21 protein-coding genes and 1 other RNA gene are annotated in these 21,546 nt (G+C 71.5%); 9 read left to right on the top strand and 13 right to left on the bottom strand.

What is annotated here, in order from left to right; all coding sequences use genetic code 11:
* Positions 1-4: 4 nt before the first annotated feature.
* The 4 genes from NYF13_RS33750 to NYF13_RS33765 form a co-directional block, all read right to left on the bottom strand.
* Positions 5-232 (bottom strand): hypothetical protein, encoded by a 228-nt coding sequence (locus tag NYF13_RS33750; protein WP_315662493.1) that lies wholly within the window; start codon positions 230-232, stop codon positions 5-7.
* A gap of 89 nt (positions 233-321) precedes the next feature.
* A complete protein-coding gene (locus NYF13_RS33755; protein WP_315662022.1) occupies positions 322-963 on the bottom strand; it encodes a response regulator transcription factor in 642 nt (213 codons plus the stop codon).
* Positions 964-1,017: 54 nt separating this feature from the next.
* Positions 1,018-2,154, bottom strand: a complete 1,137-nt coding sequence (locus NYF13_RS33760; protein WP_315662024.1) for a sensor domain-containing protein — start codon at positions 2,152-2,154, stop codon at positions 1,018-1,020.
* Positions 2,151-2,834, bottom strand: a complete 684-nt coding sequence (locus NYF13_RS33765; protein ID WP_315662026.1) for a sensor domain-containing protein — start codon at positions 2,832-2,834, stop codon at positions 2,151-2,153. The genes NYF13_RS33760 and NYF13_RS33765 overlap by 4 nt, the downstream gene beginning before the upstream one ends.
* Positions 2,835-2,998: 164 nt before the next feature.
* Between NYF13_RS33765 and ssrA the strand changes: the two genes are divergently transcribed.
* Positions 2,999-3,371: a transfer-messenger RNA gene (gene ssrA / locus NYF13_RS33770) on the top strand.
* A 64-nt stretch (positions 3,372-3,435) separates the two neighbouring features.
* Here the strand turns inward: ssrA and NYF13_RS33775 are convergent.
* From NYF13_RS33775 to NYF13_RS33795, 5 genes are all read right to left on the bottom strand, one after another.
* A complete protein-coding gene (locus NYF13_RS33775; protein ID WP_315662028.1) occupies positions 3,436-4,170 on the bottom strand; it encodes an ESX secretion-associated protein EspG in 735 nt (244 codons plus the stop codon).
* A gap of 21 nt (positions 4,171-4,191) precedes the next feature.
* Positions 4,192-5,400 carry a hypothetical protein gene (locus NYF13_RS33780; protein ID WP_315662029.1) on the bottom strand — a complete coding sequence of 403 codons (1,209 nt, stop codon included), beginning with the start codon at positions 5,398-5,400 and terminating at the stop codon, positions 4,192-4,194.
* On the bottom strand, positions 5,400-6,011 hold the full coding sequence (locus NYF13_RS33785) for a DUF3558 domain-containing protein (RefSeq protein WP_315662031.1): 612 nt from the start codon (positions 6,009-6,011) through the stop codon (positions 5,400-5,402). The genes NYF13_RS33780 and NYF13_RS33785 overlap by 1 nt, the downstream gene beginning before the upstream one ends.
* A complete protein-coding gene (locus tag NYF13_RS33790) occupies positions 6,011-6,424 on the bottom strand; it encodes a hypothetical protein (protein WP_315662033.1) in 414 nt (137 codons plus the stop codon). Before NYF13_RS33790 ends, NYF13_RS33785 begins: the two co-directional genes overlap by 1 nt.
* A gap of 396 nt (positions 6,425-6,820) precedes the next feature.
* The gene (locus NYF13_RS33795; RefSeq protein ID WP_315662034.1) at positions 6,821-7,603 is read right to left on the bottom strand and encodes an IclR family transcriptional regulator; all 783 of its coding nucleotides are present in this window, start codon (positions 7,601-7,603) and stop codon (positions 6,821-6,823) included.
* A gap of 325 nt (positions 7,604-7,928) precedes the next feature.
* On the opposite strand from NYF13_RS33795, the gene hutH reads away from it, so the two are divergent.
* The 7 genes from hutH to NYF13_RS33830 all read left to right on the top strand — a co-directional run bounded on the left by hutH (position 7,929) and on the right by NYF13_RS33830 (position 16,327).
* Positions 7,929-9,458: a histidine ammonia-lyase gene (gene hutH / locus NYF13_RS33800; protein ID WP_315662035.1), complete on the top strand. Its 1,530-nt coding sequence runs from the start codon at positions 7,929-7,931 to the stop codon at positions 9,456-9,458.
* Entirely contained in the window at positions 9,455-11,128 is a 1,674-nt protein-coding gene (gene hutU, locus NYF13_RS33805; RefSeq protein WP_315662036.1) for a urocanate hydratase, read from the top strand. The genes hutH and hutU overlap by 4 nt, the downstream gene beginning before the upstream one ends.
* Entirely contained in the window at positions 11,125-12,321 is a 1,197-nt protein-coding gene (locus NYF13_RS33810) for an allantoate amidohydrolase (RefSeq protein WP_315662037.1), read from the top strand. The genes hutU and NYF13_RS33810 overlap by 4 nt, the downstream gene beginning before the upstream one ends.
* Positions 12,318-13,622, top strand: a complete 1,305-nt coding sequence (locus NYF13_RS33815) for a formimidoylglutamate deiminase (protein WP_315662038.1) — start codon at positions 12,318-12,320, stop codon at positions 13,620-13,622. Before NYF13_RS33810 ends, NYF13_RS33815 begins: the two co-directional genes overlap by 4 nt.
* Positions 13,610-14,755, top strand: coding sequence for an imidazolonepropionase (gene hutI, locus NYF13_RS33820; protein ID WP_315662039.1), 1,146 nt, complete (start codon positions 13,610-13,612; stop codon positions 14,753-14,755). Before NYF13_RS33815 ends, hutI begins: the two co-directional genes overlap by 13 nt.
* Before the next feature lie 212 nt (positions 14,756-14,967).
* Positions 14,968-16,095 carry an inorganic phosphate transporter gene (locus NYF13_RS33825; protein WP_315662041.1) on the top strand — a complete coding sequence of 376 codons (1,128 nt, stop codon included), beginning with the start codon at positions 14,968-14,970 and terminating at the stop codon, positions 16,093-16,095.
* Between the two features lie 10 nt (positions 16,096-16,105).
* Entirely contained in the window at positions 16,106-16,327 is a 222-nt protein-coding gene (locus NYF13_RS33830) for a hypothetical protein (protein WP_315662043.1), read from the top strand.
* Here NYF13_RS33830 and NYF13_RS33835 read toward each other — a convergent pair.
* The 4 genes from NYF13_RS33835 to NYF13_RS33850 all read right to left on the bottom strand — a co-directional run bounded on the left by NYF13_RS33835 (position 16,309) and on the right by NYF13_RS33850 (position 20,929).
* On the bottom strand, positions 16,309-17,037 hold the full coding sequence (locus NYF13_RS33835) for a hypothetical protein (protein ID WP_315662045.1): 729 nt from the start codon (positions 17,035-17,037) through the stop codon (positions 16,309-16,311). The genes NYF13_RS33830 and NYF13_RS33835 overlap by 19 nt on opposite strands.
* Positions 17,034-17,243 (bottom strand): hypothetical protein, encoded by a 210-nt coding sequence (locus tag NYF13_RS33840; RefSeq protein WP_315662046.1) that lies wholly within the window; start codon positions 17,241-17,243, stop codon positions 17,034-17,036. Before NYF13_RS33840 ends, NYF13_RS33835 begins: the two co-directional genes overlap by 4 nt.
* A gap of 426 nt (positions 17,244-17,669) precedes the next feature.
* A complete protein-coding gene (gene hrpB, locus NYF13_RS33845; RefSeq protein ID WP_315662047.1) occupies positions 17,670-20,102 on the bottom strand; it encodes an ATP-dependent helicase HrpB in 2,433 nt (810 codons plus the stop codon).
* Entirely contained in the window at positions 20,099-20,929 is an 831-nt protein-coding gene (locus NYF13_RS33850; protein ID WP_315662048.1) for a glutamate ABC transporter substrate-binding protein, read from the bottom strand. The genes hrpB and NYF13_RS33850 overlap by 4 nt, the downstream gene beginning before the upstream one ends.
* A gap of 87 nt (positions 20,930-21,016) precedes the next feature.
* Here NYF13_RS33850 and NYF13_RS33855 point away from each other — a divergent pair, with 87 nt between their 5' ends.
* On the top strand, positions 21,017-21,544 hold the full coding sequence (locus NYF13_RS33855) for a MauE/DoxX family redox-associated membrane protein (RefSeq protein ID WP_315662495.1): 528 nt from the start codon (positions 21,017-21,019) through the stop codon (positions 21,542-21,544).
* Positions 21,545-21,546: the final 2 nt, after the last annotated feature.

Below are 21,546 nucleotides of genomic sequence, written 5' to 3' on the forward strand. Positions count from 1 at the left end.
GGCCCTACCTCAGCCCGTCCGGCTCCGGCTCGGCCTCGCTGTGCGAATCCGAGCACACGCGGTACTCCCAGCCGGCTTCGGTCGCGCCGAGCTCGTACAGCGTCTCGATCTTCGGTCCGCCGTGGAGGTGGATGTGCCGGACGACCGTGCCCGGCGCGGGATCGGCCTCGGTGAGCTCCTGGACGCGGCCGTCGAGCGGGCCGCCGAAGAAGCGGACGCTGCGGTCGGTCATCGGGCGCTCCTCACTCGGCATCGGTCCATGGTAGGCGAGGGCGGGGCACCGGGGCTGCCGTGGAAACGGGTGAGGAATTCTCCCCCGGGTCAGCGGCCGAGGTAGGTGAGCACGGCCCGGACCCGCCGGTGCTCCTCCGAGCTGGCCTCCAGGCCGAGCTTGGCGAAGATGTTGCCGATGTGCTTCTCCACCGCGCCGTGCGAGACCACGAGCGAGTTCGCGATGGCGGTGTTCGACAGACCCTGGGCCATCAGGCCGAGCACTTCGGACTCCCGCGCGGTCAGCGCGTCGAGCGGGTTGCGGCGGCCTCGGGCCATCAGCTGGGCGATCACGTCGGGGTCGATCGCGGTACCGCCGCCAGCCACGCGGCGCACCGCGTCGAGGAACTCCGCGACGTCGGCGACCCGCTCCTTGAGCAGGTAGCCGACCCCGCCCGCACCGCCGGAAAGCAGCTCCACCGCGTAGCTCTCCTCGACGTACTGCGAGAGCACCAGCACCGGCAGGCCCGGTATGGCCGCCCGTGCGGAAAGCGCGGCGCGCAGTCCTTCGTCGGTGAACGACGGCGGCATCCGTACGTCGACTATCGCCAGGTCGGGGCGGTGCTCGGTGATCGCGCCGAGCAGGTCGTCACCGTTGTCCACGGCGGCGACGGTCTCGATGCCCTCGTCGGCGAGCAGGCGGATGACCCCGGCTCGCAACAGCACCGCGTCTTCGGCGATCACTACCCGCATCAGGCCCCCAGGCTCGTGGGTGAAAAGCTCCGGCGCTATTCACTCACGAGCCGGTCACCACTGGCACGGCAGGTCCGCCCGGATCACCGTCGGGCCGCCCACCGGGCTGACCACGGTGATGACGCCGTCGATCGTGGCCGCGCGGTCGGCCAGCCCGGCCAGCCCGCCGCCGGGGCGCACCTCCGCGCCGCCGTGGCCGTTGTCGGTGATCTCGACGACGACGTGGGTGTCGCTGCGCCAGACCTTCACGATCGCCTCGGAGGCGCCGGAGTGCTTGGCGATGTTGGTCAGCGTCTCGCCGACGATGAAGTACGCCGTGGTCTCCACCGCGGCCGGCGGGCGCGGCTCGACGTCCACGTGCACGTCCACCGGGATCGGGGACTTCGCCGCCTGCGCCGAGAGCGCCGCGTCGAGGCCGCGGTCGCCCAGCACCGCGGGGTAGATGCCGCGGGCCAGGTCACGCAGCTCCGAGACGGCCAGCTTGGCGTCCGAGTGCGCCTCGTCGATCAGTTCGCGCACGGCGTCCGGGTCGTTGTCGAACTTCGACTTCGCGCGGCCGAGGCTCATCGCGACCGCCACCAGCCGCTGCTGCGCGCCGTCGTGCAGGTCACGCTCGATCCGGCGGCGCTCGGCCTCGGCGGCGCCGACCCCGCGGCCCCGCGACGCCTGCAGGTGCTCGGCCTTCGCTTCCAGCGTCCTCGTGCGGTTCGGGCCCAGCAGCGACATCGCGAAGTTGCCGTGCAGCCAGCCCAGCCACGGCGTCACCCAGATCGCCATCGGCAGCAGCACGATCGACGCGATGGCCACCGGCAGCTCCACGATCGCCAGCGGGAACGCGATCAGCAGGTACCCGAGATCGCGCCAGGTGCTCGGGTCGGTCAGCCGGGTGAGCCAGCGGCGGGTGAGGGACTGGCCCTCGAGCGGCAGCCGCTCCACCGTGGTCAGCGGCGTGCGCAGCATCCGGCGGGCCCAGCGCCGCTCCACATCACCCGACCAGCGGACGAACGCGGTGGTGGCGAGCAGGATCGGGAAGCCGATCCAGACCACCACCGTGCCGACCCCGACCACCGCGCCCACCACGATGAGGATGAACTGCAGCAGCCGGAGCACGAAGCTGAGGAGCATGTAGACGATGGTGCGGGCCGGGGTGGGCAGTGGGTGCTCCGGCGGCGCCTGTCGCTCCGTGGTCATCCGGTCACCGTGCTCATTCCGTCGATCGCGTTCCAGGAGCGCTCCATGCGGTGGCGCTGGGCCACCGTCGGCCGCAGCAGGGCCACGGCGAAGCCGGCGTGCAGCCGGGCCAGCCCCCTGGTCAGCACCACGGACAGCGCGGCGAACAGCACTCCCAGCGCCGCCCACGGCAGCGCGGCCACCGTCGAGTCGACGACGATCCAGCGCACATCGTAACTCGGGAAGAAGTAGGCCCCGTCCGGCAGGAAGCGGTAGTAGACGGGCAGCGCGACCAGTCCGAGGCTGACCGCCCAGAACGTCACGACCAGCACGAACTCGATCATCCCGGCCGGGAACAGCAGGAGGAAGTAGGTGAGGTCACGCCAGGTGGCGCGGTCCTTCAGCCGGGTGACCCAGCGGGACCGCCCGCCTTCCGGCAACGGCAGGTACGGCGAGTCGACGAAGGTGTCGAGCAGGGAGAATACGCGCGCCCGCTCCATCCGGGCGGCGCCGCGCGTCAGCAGGACCAGCAGGGCGAGCACGGGCACGCCCACCCAGACCACGGCCGTCGCGATCCCGACCGAGAACAGCGTGACCACCACCGTGAACGCGACGATCCCCAGCGGCAGGTTGAGCAGCAGGAAGGCCAGCGCCCCGCTCAACGGCGGGTTGCGGTGCCTCCCGGTGGCGGTGGTGACCATGGCGAGCTCCTATTCTGTGCGTTGACCTGCACAGCATCGCTTCTCCCGCCCCCGCGGGGACAGGGGGCGAGCGGGCATCTTGCGGGTAGGGACAGCCCCACCCCAGGGGGAATCAACCGGCTTGCCGATGGCGTTATGATGAACAGGTCAGGTACCACCGACGAGGGGGTGAACGGTTTCGACTCTGGACGTTGAGTCAGGGGAAGCGTGCCGGTGCAGGCGAGAGACCACCGCAAGCGTCATCGCAAACCAATAAGCGCCAAGGCCAATAGCCAGCGCGACTTCGCTCTTGCTGCCTAAGTAGCAGAGTGAGTCTGTCGGCCCGGGATCGCCTCCGACCCGGTAGCCGGCATCAGCTAGGAGGCTCACCGCCAGTCCCGGCCACGGGTCCTGGTTGGGAAGCAAACAGTGGCTGGGCCCGTCACTTCAGCTTGTTCGTGTGACTGAAGGGGTCGAGTAGAGACATAGCGGACTGCGCACGGAGAAGCCCTGTCAAGACGCTAGAGGACCCGGGTTCAATTCCCGGCACCTCCACTCGCGAGATGAGCGAGACCTACCCGCGGAAAGCGTGGGCCGGTCTCGCTCCTCGTGTTTTGTGGGGTCAGGAGCGTAGGGCGTCGAGGGTGTTCTGCAGGGTGCCGGTGATGTAGGTGGGGTGACCGGGGCCGCAGGTGATGTCGAGGGTGTCCTCGGGGGTCTGGCTGAGATAGGTGAGGACTCGGCCGTGGGCCCGGGTGTCGACGGCGGTCAGCGGCAAGCTGGACTGGCGGGTGCCGTCGGCGCGGGTCGCGACATAGAGCTGGTGGCTGGCCTCTCGCCGCGCCGCCATCAGACGGCGGAGCTGTTCGGCGGCGGGATGGCCGGTCGTCCCCGGTTCGTAATCGGCCTTCGGGACGGAGAACTCGCGGATGTCGGCAGCCGGAAAATCAGGCAGGCACTCGACGACGGCGCGGACCAGGCGACTCGCCTTGATCGACTCCAGGGTCAGCCGATCGTCCTCGACGATGGCCAGCACGGCATCGCGATCGGCTGGGACGGCGAGCATCGCGCGATCGTGACCACGGCGGTCGGTGGACCAGCCGTAGCACTCGTCCTCGGCGTTGGCGATCGCCAACATCAGATCGCGGAACCTCCCGGTGACGCGGCGGGCCCGCAGGTCGTAGAAGCCGGGCTCGGCCAGCGCCTGTCGGGCCAGCTCGTCCAGCCGCTCGCCGGCGTCGTCCTCCACCCAGACGTCCACGACGCCCAGCACCGGATGCGCCGGCCCGATCCGCTCCCACTCCCACGCCTGGGCAACCGCCAGACGCGGCAACACCACCGGCCCGTCGAACAGCATTACGCCCCCCCGTTTGGCCGCCTAGTGACCGATCACCGGCGGCGTGGCTCTGCCGTCGTAGCCGAACAGCGCACTGGGATCGGCTTCCCGCAGGTAACCGGGAGTCTTGTGCTCCTTGTCCTCCTCCTTGCCGCCCTTGCCGGTGTTCGTGGTCAAGGGCATGCCGTCGGAGCCGCGGGCACCGGCTGTTCCTCTGGTCGTCTGGCCGACCGGCCCGCTAGGCCGTCCGGTTCCGGTCTTTTTCCCTGACACGACTGGATTTTCGCGCTGGGAAGCATCGTCATCGGCGTCCAGCGGCAGGTGGCTACCGAGACTGTTGTCGACGGGGCTCGAGGTGCGCGGGGTGCCGTGGTTATCCGTGGTGAATCCGGACAGTTCCGTGCTGGGCGCGAGGGAATCGGCCGTATAACCGCCGTTTGCACCAGGTAGCGATTGGACTTTGCCGGCCGGTGGGTGAGGTTCTTCAGGTGAGACCGTCGGAACGCGGTCCGTTTCCTGCCCGCCAAGCTGCGGCTGGCCCTCGCGTTGCTTCGGCAGCACGGCGGCAGCTTCGGGCGGGCCGGGCGAACTTGGCCGGTCTGCCGGCCTCGCGGTCGTGGTGATGCGGGCGACGGTGGGCTGGTTGTGGCTGTGTCCGCTGGCGTTCCGATCTGATTCCAGCGTGGTCGCCTCCGGGGTGTCGGAGATCTGGCCGTAGTCAACGGGCATGCTCTGACCGTGCGCGGCGCTGGTACTGACAAATCTCTGGTAAACGGCGTGGTTCTGCTGGATGGCGGCGTTGCGCTCGTTGATCCGGTCCTCGCTGTCGGTGTCCCACGGTGTGATCGTGTCCCACAAGCTTCGCGGCGGTGGGACGTCCGAGACATCGTGCAGGGAGTCGCGGGTCGAAGTGAACGCGTGCACCTGGTCGGTGAGGATGCCTTGGCTGCGGTTCAGGGCCTCCGACGCCGACTTGGCCGCTTCGGCCAGTGGCCGCAGTGCGTCCCGGGCCGCGTCCCCGCTCGGCCCTGACCAGGCGTTCTCCAGCCGGGTGATCGCATTGCGAGTGTCGGTCTCGATGCCCTGCTGCGCACTGGCCTGCACCGTACTGGCATGCTGCGCCTCACCGAGACTCTGCGGCCCGGGCCCGGCCTTCACCCGGCGCACCAGCTCACCGGGCGGGATGATCTGGTCTTCGGCCTGCATCTGCGTCAGGTAGGCGAGGAAGTCCTCGGTTGAACCGAACCCCATCACGCAACGCCTTTCAAAGTGGTAACCACGGCGTCGCCGATCCGGCGGGCGGCGTCACACGCGTCGGTTTTGCCGACGTTCGATCGGGATATCGTGGCGTCAGCTTCGAAGGCGGCGTTGTCCGCAACGCCGATCGCGACACCGCACCTTCCGATCGAACGTTCGTCGTCCGGCCCATATGCGACCACCGGAAAACCTTGCACCGGATCCATTTCCTTGAAGAACCCTGCGTCCCTATTCGCGTAGACGTGGCCCAGACCGTCTCGCCAGATGTACACGAACTGGATGGTGATGAGGGACCCGCGATCGTTGTTGGCCCAGGAGCAGGTCCTCGCGATTCCGCTGTCGCTCGGCTCGCCGAGGGTGGTGGCCCCCAGGAGGTTGGTGAGCTGGCCAGGGGTCAGTGCACGACACGGATCGCGATCGAGCGTCCCAGCCGGCAATGGATTCGTGACCCTGGACGGCGCGGAGAGTGGCGAAGCAATGCCTGATTCAGGTGGTGCGGAGGTGCCGACGCCTGGTGCCACCGGCCCGGGCCCGGTCGAACACCCGGCCAGCAGCCAAGCGGCAATGGCGGAGCCGAGGAACTTCCAGCGCGCGGGGGCCAGCATCAGATCGGTTCCTCGGTGGCTCGCTGCACGTCAGTACCGGACTGTCGATCGTTGCCTTCGTGGGTACCGAGGGCCTCTGTCATCTTGGCGATGAACCCCTGGAGGAACGCACTTTGCCGAAGTAGATAATTCAGGTAGAAGTTTCCAGAGTTGTTGCTCGCGTCTTTGTTGCGCTTGGAAGCCGGGTCCTGTCCTGAGGGTACAATCGACCACATTGGCCGAGCTCTGTCGACCTGCTTAAGGATTCGCGTTCGCAGATTCTGCAGGTTACTCAGCTCCGTAGCCAGAGCTTCGCGGCCGAGGTAGAAGCCCGACGCGCCCGATGGTGTCCTGCTATCGCTCTCCCGTGGGCTGTCGACTACGAAATTCATCCCGCCGATCGGTCCGCCCAAAGCTCCTGTTGGTTCAGTCATCTGCGTTCTCCCCGCTACGCCTGACTCGAACACTGTGTGTGGAACCACCTGCCTCGCAAACGGGATAAATACTATCTTCTTTGAGTGTGGCGTTGGAGTGAAAAAGATCCTGGAATATTCGGTTTTGCGAGGAATGATCATGTTCTGGCTCAACGTGGTCTCCGAGGGTGTCTGCCGGTGAGGGTTTTCGTAAAGCGCTGGACGGAATCCCGGTAAATTTGTCGTTACGAGGACGCTGTGTGCATCATTCGAAAGAGCGAGATCTGTCGGCTCCAAAGGTGTACGTGGTGGCAAGGGATGACACCCTGGAAGCGCAATAAACCGATCGGGGTAATTTGATTCCGGTGAACGGGCTAAAGTCGACGCCCGTTCCGACGCCGGATCTTGATACCCCGGTCAGGCCGGTGTGCCGCCGATGCGGCTGGTCAGGTCCGTGGCGGCGGTGGCGACCTCGCCGGCCAGGGCGGGGAACGTCTCCTGGCAGGGGGTGGTCTCCGGGCAGTGGTGGCGCAGGGTCACGCTGATCGCGGCCAGGGGGCGGGCGCCGTGGTCGAAGACGGGGGCCGCGACGGAGGCGAAGCCGGCCGTGACGTGGCCGTCTTCCAGGGACCAGCCGAGGCGGCGTTCGGCGGACAGGGTGCGGCGCAGGGCGGCCAGTGAGTCCGGGCCGCGGGTGGTGCGGCGCACGAAGGAACCCGAGGACGGGAACAGGGCGCGTACGTGCGCGGCGGGCAGGTGGCGCAGCATCGCCCGGCCGGACGCGGTCAGGTGCGCGGGCAGCCGCACACCGACCTCCGTGACCAGGGTTTCCGGGCGGGCCGGGCGCTCCTTGATCAGGTACAGCGACTCGTTGCCGTGCAGCACGCCCAGGTGCGCGGTGTGCCCGACGCGGTCCACCAGCTTGCGCAGCAACGGGCCCGCGAGCCGCTCCAGCGGATCGTGACGCAGGTACGCCGAGCCCAGTTCGAAGGCGGCGATACCCAATCCGTAACGGCGTTCCGCCGCGAGGTGGGCGACGAAACCGGCCGTGGTCAGCTCGTTGAGCAGGTGGTAGGTGGTCGACCGGGGGAGGCCCAGGTCACGCGCGATCGCCGCGGCGGAGACCGGGCCGGCGTGGCTCGCGAGCAGCCGCAGCACGGCCAGGCCGCCGCGAAGGGCGGGGACGTCCGAACTGCTCACGGGCGACCTCCCATCGTTGCGGGCCCGGTCCGGCCATTCTCCCGGCGGCCGGTGGTCCGGTCGACGCCAATGACGCTTGCCGCCCGGGTCTGGTGCTGAGCGGTGCAGCGTCATTTTCGGCCGGATGAGGTCGGGCGAGCCCCGCCCGAGCTGGGCGGGCTCGGCCAACTCAGGCCCGCGGCCGCCGCGACTGGAGCTTTACGACCTGCGCGAAAGGGACGTTCGTGCCACTCGCCGAGGCTCTGGCCACACGTTGTCTTGAATACCAGACAGAACCACCCGAGCGCGACTCCCGCGCCGTCACCGATCGTTGTCCAATGTCCCCATGCCGGAACAAGTACTCCTGGGCCCGCAGCCGATGACCGCGGCGGACGTCGTCGACGTCGTCCGTGGTCGCGCGGTCGTCGGGCTCACTGAGGCGGCCGGGAAGAACCTCGCCGCCACCCGTTTGCACATCGAGAACCTCGCGCACGCCACGACACCGACGTACGGCGTGTCGACCGGCTTCGGCTCGCTCGCCACGCGGCACATCCCGAGGGAGAGCCGCACGGACTTGCAACGCAGCCTGATCCGCTCGCACGCCGCGGGCGCCGGGCCGGCGGTGGAGAACGAGGTCGTCCGCGCGCTCATGCTGCTGCGCCTGCGCACCCTCGCCAGCGGCTACACCGGCGTGCGCCCGGAGACCGCGCAAACGCTTGCGGCCCTGCTCAACGCCGACATCACCCCGATCGTCCACGAGTACGGCTCCCTCGGCTGCTCCGGTGACCTCGCACCACTCGCGGCGGTCGCGCTCGCGTTGATGGGCGAGGGGGAGGTCGTCCACGAGGGCTGGCGGAAACCAGCCGCCGAGGCGCTGGCCCAGGCCGGGATCGAGCCAGTGGTCCTCGCCGAGAAGGAGGGTCTCGCGCTCACCAACGGCACCGACGGAATGCTCGGCATGCTGCTGCTGGCCGCCGCGGACCTGAACCGGCTGATGGACGTCGCGGACCTCACCGCCGCCATGAGCGTGGAGGCGCTGCTCGGCACCGACCGGGCCTTCGCCGCCGACCTGCAGGCCCTGCGCCCGCACCCGGGCCAGTCGACCTCGGCCGCGCGCATGTTCGCGGCGCTGCAGGGCTCGAAGATCGTCGAAAGCCACCGCGGACCGGAGTGCAACCGCGTGCAGGACGCCTACTCGCTGCGGTGCGCCCCGCAGGTCCACGGCGCGGCGCGCGACACGCTGATCCACGCGGAGCTCGTCGCCGACCGTGAGCTGCGCTCCGCGGTGGACAATCCGGTCGTGCTGGCCGACGGTCGGGTCGAGTCCAACGGCAACTTCCACGGCGCCCCCGTGGCGTACGTGCTGGACTTCCTGGCCATCCCGGTCGCCGACGTCGCCAGCATCGCCGAGCGCCGCACCGACCGGATGCTCGACAAGACCCGTTCCCACGGCCTGCCGCCGTTCCTGGCCGACGACCCCGGGGTCGACTCCGGTCACATGATCGCCCAGTACACCCAGGCTGCGGTGGTCAGCGAGCTCAAGCGCCTCGCGGTGCCGGCCTCGGTCGACTCGATCCCGAGCAGCGCCATGCAGGAGGACCACGTGTCCATGGGCTGGTCGGCGGCGCGCAAGCTGCGCAAGGCCGTCGACGGGCTCACCACCGTGCTGGCGATCGAACTGCTCACGGCCGCCCGCGCCCTCGACTTCCGGGCACCGCTGGAGCCCTCGCCGGTCACCGGACGGATCCGGGACCTGCTCCGCACCAAGGTCGAGGGCCCGGGCCCCGACCGCCACCTGGCGCCCGAAATCGCGGCCGCCGAAGAACTCGTGCGGTCGGGCGCGGTCCTGGCCGCCGCCGAACTGGAGGTCCGATGAGCACCGCCCGCACCGTCCGCGCCGCCCGTGGCACCACCCTCACCGCCAAGAGCTGGTCGACCGAGGCCGCGCTGCGCATGTTCCACAACAACCTCGACCCCGAGGTCGCCGAGCGGCCGGACGATCTGGTCGTCTACGGCGGCACGGGCAGGGCGGCGCGCAACTGGGCCAGCTTCGACGCGATCACCCGGGAGCTGACCGCGCTGGAGGGGGACGAGACGTTGCTCGTCCAGTCCGGCAAGCCGGTCGGCGTGTTCCGCACGCACGAGTGGGCGCCGCGGGTGCTGATCGCGAACTCGAACCTGGTGGGCGACTGGGCGAACTGGCCCGAGTTCCGGCGGCTGGAGCAGCAGGGCCTCACGATGTACGGCCAGATGACGGCCGGCTCGTGGATCTACATCGGCACGCAGGGCATCCTGCAGGGCACCTACGAGACCTTCGCGGCCGTCGCGAAGAAGCTCGCCCGGAAGGGGCGCGGTGACGGCACGCTCAAGGGCACCCTCACCGTCACCGCCGGGCTGGGCGGGATGGGCGGTGCGCAGCCGCTCGCGGTCACCATGAACGACGGGGTGGCCCTGGTGATCGAGTGCGACCCGCAGCGCGCGCACCGGCGGGTCGAAACCCGTTACCTCGACGAGGTGGCCGACGACCTCGACGACGCGATCCGCCGGGTCACCACGGCCAGGAAAGAGCGGAAGGCGCTCTCGGTCGCCGTCGTGGGCAACGCCGCCGAGGTGCTGCCGGAGCTGCTGCGTCGCGGGGTCGAGGTCGACATCGTCACCGACCAGACCTCCGCGCACGACCCGCTTTCGTACCTGCCCAAGGGCATCGCCGTGGAGGATTGGGCGGACTACGCGGCCAAGAAGCCCGACGAGTTCACCGACCGCGCGCGCGAGTCGATGGCCGACCACGTGAACGCGATGCTCGGTTTCCTCGACGCGGGCGCCGAGGTCTTCGACTACGGCAATTCGTTGCGCGGCGAGGCGAAGCTGGGCGGCTGCGAGCGCGCGTTCGACTTCCCGGGTTTCGTGCCCGCCTACATCCGGCCGCTGTTCTGCGAGGGCAACGGCCCGTTCCGCTGGGCGGCGCTCTCGGGCGACCCCGAGGACATCGCGGCGACCGACCGCGCGATGCTGGAGCTGTTCCCGGAGAACGAGTCCCTCGCGCGCTGGATCAAGCTGGCCGGAGAGCGCGTGGCGTTCCAGGGGCTGCCCGCGCGGATCTGCTGGCTCGGCTACGGCGAGCGGCACTTGGCCGGGCTGCGGTTCAACGAGATGGTGGCCAGCGGCGAGCTCAAGGCCCCCGTGGTGATCGGCCGCGACCACCTCGACTCCGGCAGCGTCGCCTCCCCGTACCGGGAGACCGAGGGCATGGCCGACGGCTCCGACGCGATCGCCGACTGGCCGCTGCTGAACGCGCTGGTCAACACGTCCTCGGGCGCCAGCTGGGTGTCGATCCACCACGGCGGCGGCGTCGGGATGGGCCGGTCGATCCACGCCGGCCAGGTCAGCGTGGCCGACGGCACCCCGCTGGCCGCGCAGAAGCTGGAGCGGGTGCTCACCAACGACCCGGGCATGGGGGTGATCCGGCACGTCGACGCCGGGTACGACCGGGCGGCCGAGGTCGCCGACGAGCGTGGTGTCCGGGTGCCGATGCGGGACGAGCAGTGACCGCGTCCGGGCTGCTGGAGGAGATCGCCGATGTCGGCCGGGACGGCCGGCGCGGCGGCTACTCGCGGCACGCGTTCGACGCACCGGAGCACGATCTGCGCGCGTGGTTCGTGGAGCGGGCGCAGCGGCTCGGGCTGGACGTCGAGACCGACCGCAACGGCAACCTGTGGGCCTGGTGGGGTGCGCCGGGGCCGGACGCGGTGGTCACCGGCAGCCATCTCGACTCGGTGCCCGGTGGCGGTGCGTTCGACGGGCCGCTCGGGGTGGCGAGCGCGCTGGCGGCGGTGGAGTCTTTGCAGCAGAAGGGCTTCCGGCCGGTCAAACCGTTCGCCGTGGTGGTGTTCGCCGAGGAGGAGGGCGGCCGGTTCGGGGTGCCCTGCCTCGGCTCACGGCTGCTGACCGGGACGATCGACGCGGACCAGGCGCGCGGGCTGCGCGACCCGAGCGGGGTCACGTTCGCCGAAGCGGCGGCGAAGTCCGGCCTCGACGCCGAGCGGATTGGTGCCGACCCGGACCGGCTGGCGCTGATCGGGCGGTTCCTGGAACTGCACGTGGAGCAGGGCCGGGGGCTGGTCGACCTGGGCCGGCCGGTGGCGGTGGGCAGCACCGTGATCGCGCACGGCCGGTGGCGGTTCTCCTTCGAGGGCCAGGGCAACCACGCCGGGGCGACGCTGATCGCCGATCGCGTGGACCCGATGCTGCCCGCGGCGGAGACCGTGGTCGCGGTCCGCCGGCTGGCGCGGGCGCACGCCGAGGCCCGGGCCACCGTCGGCCGGCTGGTCCCGACCCCCGGCGGCACGAACGTGATCGCGTCCACAGTGGACCTCTGGCTGGATGCGCGGGTGCCCGGTACCGGCACGCCCGAGCTGGTGGAGGAGATCCGGTTCGCGGCCGTTGCGGCGGCCGAGGCCGAGGGCTGCCGACTGGCGGTCACGCGCGAGTCCTATTCGGATGACGTGGTGTTCGACGAGGGCCTGCGCCGCGAGCTGAGCGGCTGGCTCGGCGACCCGCCGGAGCTGCCGACGGGCGCGGGGCACGATGCGGCGATCCTGTCCGGTTTCGTACCGGCCGGGATGCTCTACGTGCGCAATCCGACCGGGATCAGTCACTCGCCGGAGGAGTTCGCCGAGCCCGGGGACGTCGAGGCCGGGGCCAGGGCGCTGGCCGGGGTGCTGGAGCGGTTGGCGGTATGAGCACGTACTGGTGCGAGCGGGCCTGGCTGCCGGGCGGGATCGCGACGGGAGTGCTGGTCGAGGTCTCGGACGGGCGGATCACCGCGGTGACGCCGGGTGCACCGAAGCGTGGAACGGTCCTCGGCGGACTCACGCTGCCCGGGTTCGCGAACGGTCATTCGCACGCGTTCCACCGGGCGTTGCGAGGGCGGACCCACCACGAGCGCGGCACGTTCTGGACCTGGCGGGAGCGGATGTACTCGCTCGCCGCGCGGCTCGATCCGGACTCGTACCATCGGCTGGCGCGGGGTGTCTACGCCGAGATGGTGCTGGCCGGGTACACGAGCGTCGGTGAGTTCCACTACCTGCACCACGCGCCGGGCGGAAAGCCGTACGCGTCGCCGAACGCGATGGGTGAGGCGTTGCGCGAGGCTGCGCGTGAAGCCGGCATCCGGTTGACGCTGCTTGACACCTGCTATCTCGCCGGCGGCATCGGTGTGGCGCCGGACGAGGTGCAGCGCCGGTTCTCCGACGGCAGCGCGCGGCAGTGGGCGGAGCGGGTTTCCCTGCTGGAGGAGGACGACGGGTTCCGGGTGGGCGGCGCGATCCATTCGGTCCGCGCGGTGCCCGGCGATCAGCTCTCCGAAGTGGGCCGGGGCGGGCGGTCGGACCGCCCGCTGCACGTCCACCTCTCGGAGCAGCGGGCCGAGAACGAGCAGTGCTTGGCCGCGTACGCGATGACGCCGACCGAGCTGCTGGACCACCACGGGGTGGTGGGGGAGCGGCTGACCGCCGTGCACGCCACGCACCTGACTCCGGCGGACATCGGGCGGCTCGGGGCCGGCCGGGCCGGTGCCTGCTTCTGCCCGACCACCGAGCGGGACCTCGGCGACGGCATCGGCCCGGCCCGGGCGCTGCTCGACGCCGGGGTTCGGCTGGGGATCGGGAGCGACAGCAACGCCGTGGTCGACGCGTTCGAGGAGACCCGGGCGCTGGAGCTGGACGATCGGCTGGCGAGCGAGCAGCGCGGCCGCTTCACCGTCGAAGAGCTGCTGGCGGCGGGCACGGACCACGCCGCGGTGGGCTGGCCGGAGGTGGGTGAGCTGGCCGTCGGCGCCGGAGCGGACCTGGTCACGGTGGGGCTGGACTCGGTCCGCACGGCCGGGACCGAGCCGTCCGGGGTGGTGTTCGCGGCCGGGGCCGCCGATGTCTCCCATGTGGTGGTGGCGGGCCGCGAGGTGGTCCGTGAGGGCGGGCACGTGCTGGTGGAGCGACCGGAGGCCGTACTGGCCGGGGAGATCGAGGCGTTGTGGCAACTCTGATCACGGGAATCGGCGAGCTCACCACGAACGACGCCGAGCTGGGCAAACTGGCCGACGCCGCGCTGGTGCTGGACGGCGGGGTCGTCGCCTGGGCCGGTCCGGCCGGTCGCGCGCCGGACGCCGACGAGCGGGTGGACGTCGAAGGGCGTGCGGTGCTGCCGGGGTGGGTGGACAGCCACACGCACCTGGTGTTCGCCGGTGACCGCACGGCCGAGTTCGAGGCGCGGATGGCCGGAAAGCCTTATGAGGCCGGAGGAATCGCGGTCACGGTGGACGCGACGCGGGCGGCCTCCGACGATGAGCTGATCCGGAACCTGCGTCGACATGTCGATGAAGCGGCGCGGCAGGGCACCACCTGCCTGGAAACCAAGACGGGGTACGGGCTGACCGTCGCCGACGAGGCCCGCTCGGCGCGGATCGCGGCAGCGGTGGCCGACGAGGTCACCTTCCTGGGTGCGCACCTGGTGCCGCCGGGGGCCGACGCGGAGTCCTATGTGGACATCGTCTGCGGCGAGATGCTCGACGCCGTGGCGGGGCAGGTGCGCTGGGCGGACGTGTTCTGCGAGACCGGCGCGTTCGACGAGGCCCAGTCGGCGCGGGTGCTCGAGGCCGCGGCCGAACGCGGTCTGGGGTTGCGGGTGCACGGCAACCAGCTCGGTGAAGGCGCCGGGGTCCGGCTGGCCGTGGAGCACGGCGCGGCGAGCGTGGACCACTGCACGTACTTGAGCGAAGAGGACGTGGCGGCGCTGGCAGCCTCGGAGACGGTTGCGACGCTGCTACCGGCCTGTGACCTCTCGACGCGCCAATCGCTGGCTCCGGCGCGCCGGCTGCTGGACGCGGGGGTGACGGTGGCGTTGGCCAGCAACGCCAACCCCGGGAGTTCGTACACGACGTCGATGGCTTTCTGCGTCGCCACGGCCGTCCTGCAGATGCGGATGACGATCGAGGAAGCGGTCTGGTCGGCCACAGCGGGCGGGGCGCGGGCTCTGCGGCGGGACGACGTGGGTGTGTTGCGGGCCGGGGCGCGGGCGGACGTGCACGTGCTGGACGCGCCTTCGGTCACTCATCTGGCTTACCGTCCGGGCGTGCCGCTCACCTACGGAGTCTGGCGGGGTGGTGATCGGCTCCGTTAGGTTCCCGATCCGCGAGTACCCACGCCGTCCAGTCGCGGGCGATCGGGCCGATGATTTCGTACGGGACGATCACCTCAATCCACGCATTCCGTGCGACACCGGGAAAGCCGGTTCATCCAGAGTTCAAGTACTCGACATTCTCGCGGGATCGGGGGTCGCCCGATCGGTGGGTAGCGTCGGAGCGGCACGTCGGGCCGAGCTGGAGAGAGCGCATGGACTTTTCCTTGATCGTCCTGGTGGTGGTCGTCGCGGCGCTCGCCTTCGATTTCACCAACGGGTTCCACGACACGGCGAACGCGATGGCCACGTCCATCGCCACGGGGGCGCTCAAGCCGAAAGTGGCGGTCGGCATCTCCGCGGTGCTGAACCTGGTCGGGGCGTTCCTGTCGATCGAGGTCGCGAAGACGATCTCCGGCGGCATCGTGGACGACACGAAGGTGACGCCGGTGGTGATCTTCGCCGGGCTGGTCGGCGCGATCATCTGGAACCTGGTCACCTGGCTGCTCGGGCTGCCGTCCAGCTCCTCGCACGCGTTGTTCGGCGGGCTGATCGGCGCGACCTGGATCGCCTCCGGGGCCGACGCCGTGCACTTCGGCAAGGTGATCGAGAAGGTGCTGATCCCCGCGGTCGCTTCGCCGATCGTGGCGGGGATCGTGGCGCTGGCCGGCACGTTCCTCACCTACCGCATCACGCAGAAGTCGCGTGCGGACGTGGTGGGCAAGGGCTTCAAGACCGGCCAGGTCCTCTCGGCCAGCCTGGTCTCGCTCGCGCACGGCACCAACGACGCGCAGAAGACCATGGGCGTGATCACGCTGGCGCTGATCGCCGGGGGCACGCTGGCGCCCGGCTCGAGCCCGCCGTTGTGGGTGATCGTGGCCTGCGGACTGGCCATCGCGACCGGCACCTACCTCGGCGGCTGGCGGATCATCCAGACCATGGGCAAGAAGCTCACCGAAATCCAGACGCCGCAGGGTTTCGCGGCCGAGACCAGTTCGGCCGCGGTCATCCTGGCCTCCTCGCACCTGGGCTTCGCGCTCTCGACCACGCACGTCACCTCCGGTGGCATCATCGGCTCCGGCCTGGGCCGCAAGCTCGCCGAGGTCCGCTGGGGCGTCGCGGGCAAGATGGTGATCGCGTGGGCGCTGACCCTGCCGGCCGCCGCCATCGTCGGCGCGATCGCCGCGGCCATCTCGACCCGGGGGAGCTGGGGCACGGTGCTGGTCGGCGGGATCGGCGTGGCCCTCGCGCTGGCCATCTGGCTGGTCTCGCGGCGCAACCCGGTGTCGGCCAAGACCATCAACGAGCCGGAGGCGGCCGAGGCCACCCCGGTTCCGGCCTGAGGGAGCGAGCATGAACATCGACTGGGGCGCGCTCGGCACGGTTTTCGTCGTCGCGCTGGTGGCCGCCGTGGTGCTGACCACGCTGTTCGCTTACGGCATCCGCGGGCTGTCGGAGCGGGAGACCGCGCGCGAACGCGGCGGCACGGGCGCCGCGCAGATGACCGGCTCGGTCGCCTGCTTCGCCGTGTGCGCCGCGGTGGTCGCCTACGGGCTCTACCTGATCGTGGCCTGAGCGCGGGCGCGCAGTCCGCCGGGCAGTTCGTCGACCAGCGGGCGGGCCTCGGCCCGCCCGGCCTCGTCCAGGTTCGCCAGGACGTCGAGGGCGGGCTCCCACAGCGTCTCGTCGGCCGCGGCCGTGCGCAGCAAGCCGGCGAACCGGCCCTCGGGCAGCAGGCCCATCACGTGGCCGATCCGTGACTTGTCGTCGAGGACGTATGCGGTGTGCAGCAGTGCTGCGTCTTCGAGCAGGCCGAGGCTGCGCCGCACGGTCGGGTCCGGCAGGTGCTCGACGAACCGGCCCAGGGTGATCCAGTCCTCCCGCCGGGTCAGCTCCCGCGCGACCCCCAGCACGGTGTCGAGCGGGATGCGCGCGATGATCGACGTCGCGCGGCGCGGGTCCAGCTCGGCCGCGACCTCGGCCAGGAACCTCGGGGACAGCCGTTTCGCGACGTCGACGCCGCGTGAGGCGTCGACCAGACCGGCGATCCGCGCGCACAGCAGCGGCCCGAACACCTTCTCCGCGATCTTGGCGATCAGCGGCGCGGGCAGCAGCCGGCTGGCCAGGGCCATCCGCTCCAGCACCACGCGGTTCGCGTCGAACAGCGTGGTGGTCACCTGTTCGCGGAACCGCCGCAGGTCGCCGGCATCCACCTCGGACAGGTAGTCCAGCCGCGCGGGCTCGACGCCGAGCACCCGCGCGAGCTTGAGGATCTCCGGGTTCACAGCCCGACCGCCTTGCGGACCGCGCCGCGCAGCAGGGCCGGCACGTACCGGAGCCCTTCCTCGCCCGCCTCGCCCAGCGCCTGGGCCTGCCGGTGCCGGGCTTGGCGCAGCACCTCGGCCAGGTCGCGTTTCCGGTCCTCGGGCAGGGCTTCGATGCCTTCGGGGACGGGGCCGCCGAGTTGCTCGGCGAGTGTGCGCTCGGCCATGGTGACCCATCATGCCCCAGTGCCGCCGCGGCGCCGAGACAGCGGGGTTGACTTTCGGCAGTGGCGCCGCGGCGGGCGAGGGGCGGTGGCGAAGCGGGTGCGGGTGGTGGTGCCGGACGTCGGGGTCCGGCTGCTGCCCGCGGCGCGGCTGGTGATCGGCACCTGGTCCGGTTCGAACCGCGGGGAGCGGGCCGGTCGTGCTCGCCGCGGCGCGTCTGCCCCGGTGTCCCATCGTCTCGCTCGCGGTGACGACGCCGACGGCGGTCCTGATCGTCTTCGGCCGGGGTGGCGGTGCGGGGAGCCGGATCGTGCTCGCTGCGCTGCAGTGGCCGAGTGGCGGGCTGGACCGGGATGCTCGGCGTGATCATGCTCCTCCCCGATCCCGGCGGCGATCGAACCCGGACCCGGTGGGACATCGGCCAGTGGTCAGCGCCCGCGGCGGGTGGTGTGCCGGGTCGGGGCGGCGGTGGCCGGGTCCTCCGGCCACGGGTGCTTCGGGTAACGGCCGCGCAGATCGGCTCGGACGGCGGCGTACCCGTTGTGCCAGAAGGAATCCAGGTCCGCGGTCACGGCGGCCGGGCGGCCCGCGGGCGAGAGCAGGTGCAGCAGCACCGGGACCCGGTCGCCGGCGATCCTGGGGGTGGCGCGCCAGCCGAAGGTCTCCTGCAGCTTCACCGCGAGCACGGGCTGGTCGCCGGTGTAGTCCACGCGTGGGTGAGAGCCGGACGGGACCTCCAGCCGGTCCGGGGCCAGTTCGTCCAGCCGGGCGGCTTCGGGCCACGGGAGCAGTCCGCGCAGGGCCGCGCCCGCGTCGAGACCGGCGAGGTCCGCGCGGCGGCGCACCCGGGAGAGGTCGAGCCAGGTGTCCAGAGTGGACAGCAGCGCGGGATCGTCGACAGCGGGCCACGGCTGGCCCAGCACCCGGTGCAGGAAGGCCATCCGCTCGCGCAGCCGGGTTCCGTCGCCGGTCCAGCGCAGCAGGCCCAGGCCCTCGTCCCGCAGCCCGGTGACCAGTGCCTCGCGCACCAGCTTCGGGTCCGGCGAGCGCAACGGCTTGGCCGACAGCGTGATCGCGCCCAGCTTGCGGACGTGCCGCGCCACCACGTCGCCGTCCCACGTCACCTCGTCCGCTTCGGACACCAGGCCGGGCGCCGCGCGCACGGCCAGTGCGGCGTCGGCGACCGCGGCGAGCCGGATCGTGCCGTGCGCCCGTCCGGGATCACGCGTGGCTTCTCCGACCGCCAGCCATTCGACCTCGCCCAGACCGCTCGCGGCGGGCAGTTCGGCCGCGGTGCCCCCGGCCATCAGGTACACCGGGGCAGAGCCGGAACGCCTTCGCGCCAGCCGTTCCGGGTGCGCGAGCGCGACCACCAACGCCGCGTCGGGCCGCCCGCTCCGCTCGGGCGCGCGAACGAGGTTCGCCAGCCGGCGTGACTCGGTCTTCCAGCGCCGGGCCCCCTCGTTGTTCGCGGAGCGCAGCCTTCTCAGCTCGGCCTCGACGTCGGTCAGCGTCGCGCCCGCGTCGAGCAGGGCGACCACCTCCGCGGCGAACCGCGGCCCGGTCTCCGCGGCGCCGTCGAGCAGGGCCCGGGCCAGCCGCGGGTGCAGGCCGAGGTCGGCCATCCGGCGGCCACGAGCGGTGACTTCGCCTTCGGCGCTCGTCGCGCCCAGCGTCACGAGCAACGAACGCGCCGCCGCGAGCGCGCCTTCACCCGGCGGGTCCCACCAGGACAGTGCGCTGCCGTCCGGAGTGGACCAGCAGGCCAGTTCCAGCGCGAACCGCGCCAGCTCGGCGGTGCGGATCTCCGGCTCGGGGTACGCGGGCAGCGTCGCCTGCTCGTGCTCCGCCCAGCAGCGGTAGGCCCGGCCCGGCGCCTCGCGGCCCGCCCGCCCGGCCCGTTGCTCGGCCACGGCCGCCGAAACCCGCACGGTCGCCAGACCGGGCAGGCCCCGCCGGTGGTCGACGCGGGGCACCCGCGCGAGCCCGGAGTCGACCACCGCCCGCACGCCCGGCACGGTCAGGCTCGATTCCGCTACCGCCGTCGACAGCACCACGCGACGCCGGGCGCGCGGGCGCAGCGCGTCGTCCTGGCGAGCCGGGGGGAGGCGGCCGTGCAGGGGCAGCACGTCGGCGTCCACTGAGGACAGCAGGTTCGCGGTCCGCGCGATCTCCCCGGCGCCGGGGAGGAACGCCAGCACATCACCGTCCCCTTCGGACAGGGCCAGCCGGACCGCGCCGGCCACCGCCGATTCGGGCCGCTCGCCGCGCGCGGGGGCGCGGTAGGAGAGCGTGACCGGGTAGGTGCGGGCCTCGGCCGTCACCACCGGCGCGGCCCCCAGCAGCTCGGCGAGCCGCCCGGCCGCGACGGTCGCCGAGGTGGCCAGCAACCGCAGGTCGGCCCGCAGGCCCGCGCGGACGTCTAGGAGCAGGGCGAGCAGCAGGTCGGCGTCGAGGTGGCGTTCGTGGCACTCGTCGAGCAGCACCGTCGACACGCCGGGCAGCTCGGGGTCGCTCTGCACCCGCCGCACGAGCAGGCCCGAGGTGACCACCTCGATCCGGGTGCGCGCGGACCCCTTCCGCTCGCCGCGCACCGCGTACCCCACGGTTTCGCCGACCGGCTCGCCCAGCAGCCCGGCCATCCGCGTGGCCGCGGCCCGGGCGGCGAGCCGGCGCGGCTCGGCCACGACCACCCGGCCCGGCGCCCCACCGGCGAGCGCGAGCGGCACCAGCGTGGTCTTGCCCGTGCCCGGCGGGGCCACGAGCACCGCGGTGCCGTGGGCGTCCAGGGCGGCCAGCAGCTCGGGCAGCACCGCGCGGACGGGCAGGTCCGGCAGCCGTTCGACCGGGGGGAGGTTCACCGCTCGGTGACCTCCGGAGGCGGCGGCAGCGGGTAGTTCGACGGGCCGAGGTTGGCCTGCAGCGACTTCGACCACTCGCCGTCGTCGATCATGTCCTGGATGGCGTCGTCGATCGCGTGCTGGCTCTCGGTGTCGCCCTTGCGCAGGCCGATGCCGTACCGCTCGGTCGAGAACGGCCGCCCGACCACCCGCAGCAGCTCCGGGTCCTGCGCGGCGTAGCCGGCCAGGATGGCCGCGTCCGTGGTCACCGCGTCGACCTGGTTGGCCAGCAGCGCCGTGACGCAGTCCGGGTACCGCGGGTACTCGACCAGCTGCACGGCCTGGGCGAACTTGTCGCGCACCGTCTGCGCCGGGGTCGAGCCGGTGACCGAGCACAGCCGCCGGCCGTTGAGGGTCTCCGGTACGGTGATGTCGGTCGAGTTCAGCCGCACCAGCAGGTCCTGACCGGTGCTGAAGTACGGTCCGGCGAAGGACACCAGCCGCTTGCGCTTGTCGGTGATGGAGTAGCTGCCGACGATCAGGTCGGCCGCGCCCGAGGTGAGGTCCGATTCGCGCGTGGCCGGGGTGGTCTCGTGCCAGGTGATGTGCTTCGGGTCGACGCCCAGCTTGCCCGCCACGTATTCGGCGACGTCGACGTCGAAACCGGTGAAGCGCCCGTCGATCGTGCGCTGCGAAAGACCGGGCGCGTCGAACCGGATGCCGATCGTCAGGTGGTCGCCGTCGTCGGCCCGTTTCACCAGCGGGTCGCTCGCGGTGACCTGGCCCGGACCGCAGGCCGCGCACGTGACCAGCAGCAACACGGCGGCGAGCCGGGCGTGGGCGCGCATACCGCCTCCGTTCGCATCAGGTGACCGACTCACGAAGTTCTCAGGTCCGCCGGTTAGCCTAGGCCCGTGCGAAGACTGTCCCAACCCGTGCTCGACACCGTCGGCACGCTGGCCCGGCTCGGGCTGGCGGCCGTCTGGCTCGTTTCGGGCGGCCTCAAGCTGGCGGACCCGGGCCAGACCTACGTCGCGGTGCAGGCCTACGACGTGCTGCCGCGTGGGCTGGTCGGCGTCGTCGCCACGGCCCTGCCGCTGCTGGAGCTGGTCCTCGGGCTGCTGCTGCTGGCCGGGCTGGCCACGCGGTACGCGGCCGGGGCCGCGCTGGTGCTGCTGGCCGTGCTGATCGCCGGCATCGCCCAGGTCTGGGCGCGGGGGCTGAGCATCGACTGCGGCTGCTTCGGCGGCGGTGGCAGCGTTTCGGCCGGGCAGACCGAGTACCCGCAGGAGATCCTGCGGGACACCGGGTTCGCGCTGCTGGCGGTCTGGCTGGTGGTCCGCCCGCGCACCTGGTTCTCACTCGACGGGTGGCTCGGGTGGGGCCAGGGGAAAGTCTCCGGCCCGGGGAACTCCGCCGGTCCGGCGGACGACTACTCCACGAGCATCGTCGAAGGGAAATAGGA

Origin of the sequence: Amycolatopsis sp. PS_44_ISF1, assembly GCF_032335455.1 — a bacterium.
Taxonomy (GTDB): domain Bacteria; phylum Actinomycetota; class Actinomycetes; order Mycobacteriales; family Pseudonocardiaceae; genus Amycolatopsis.

What these genes read in the sequence shown, in the direction of transcription:
- NYF13_RS33825 (WP_315662041.1), top strand. Translation starts at nt 14,968, where the DNA reads ATGGACTTTTCCTTGATCGTCCTGGTGGTGGTCGTCGCGGCGCTCGCC.
- NYF13_RS33785 (WP_315662031.1), bottom strand. Translation starts at nt 6,011, where the DNA reads ATGCTGGCCCCCGCGCGCTGGAAGTTCCTCGGCTCCGCCATTGCCGCT.
- NYF13_RS33755 (WP_315662022.1), bottom strand. Translation starts at nt 963, where the DNA reads ATGCGGGTAGTGATCGCCGAAGACGCGGTGCTGTTGCGAGCCGGGGTC.
- NYF13_RS33830 (WP_315662043.1), top strand. Translation starts at nt 16,106, where the DNA reads ATGAACATCGACTGGGGCGCGCTCGGCACGGTTTTCGTCGTCGCGCTG.
- NYF13_RS33775 (WP_315662028.1), bottom strand. Translation starts at nt 4,170, where the DNA reads ATGCTGTTCGACGGGCCGGTGGTGTTGCCGCGTCTGGCGGTTGCCCAG.
- hutU (WP_315662036.1), top strand. Translation starts at nt 9,455, where the DNA reads ATGAGCACCGCCCGCACCGTCCGCGCCGCCCGTGGCACCACCCTCACC.
- NYF13_RS33750 (WP_315662493.1), bottom strand. Translation starts at nt 232, where the DNA reads ATGACCGACCGCAGCGTCCGCTTCTTCGGCGGCCCGCTCGACGGCCGC.
- NYF13_RS33760 (WP_315662024.1), bottom strand. Translation starts at nt 2,154, where the DNA reads ATGACCACGGAGCGACAGGCGCCGCCGGAGCACCCACTGCCCACCCCG.
- hutH (WP_315662035.1), top strand. Translation starts at nt 7,929, where the DNA reads ATGCCGGAACAAGTACTCCTGGGCCCGCAGCCGATGACCGCGGCGGAC.
- NYF13_RS33790 (WP_315662033.1), bottom strand. Translation starts at nt 6,424, where the DNA reads ATGACTGAACCAACAGGAGCTTTGGGCGGACCGATCGGCGGGATGAAT.
- NYF13_RS33815 (WP_315662038.1), top strand. Translation starts at nt 12,318, where the DNA reads ATGAGCACGTACTGGTGCGAGCGGGCCTGGCTGCCGGGCGGGATCGCG.
- NYF13_RS33850 (WP_315662048.1), bottom strand. Translation starts at nt 20,929, where the DNA reads ATGCGCGCCCACGCCCGGCTCGCCGCCGTGTTGCTGCTGGTCACGTGC.
- NYF13_RS33765 (WP_315662026.1), bottom strand. Translation starts at nt 2,834, where the DNA reads ATGGTCACCACCGCCACCGGGAGGCACCGCAACCCGCCGTTGAGCGGG.
- NYF13_RS33780 (WP_315662029.1), bottom strand. Translation starts at nt 5,400, where the DNA reads ATGGGGTTCGGTTCAACCGAGGACTTCCTCGCCTACCTGACGCAGATG.
- NYF13_RS33840 (WP_315662046.1), bottom strand. Translation starts at nt 17,243, where the DNA reads ATGGCCGAGCGCACACTCGCCGAGCAACTCGGCGGCCCCGTCCCCGAA.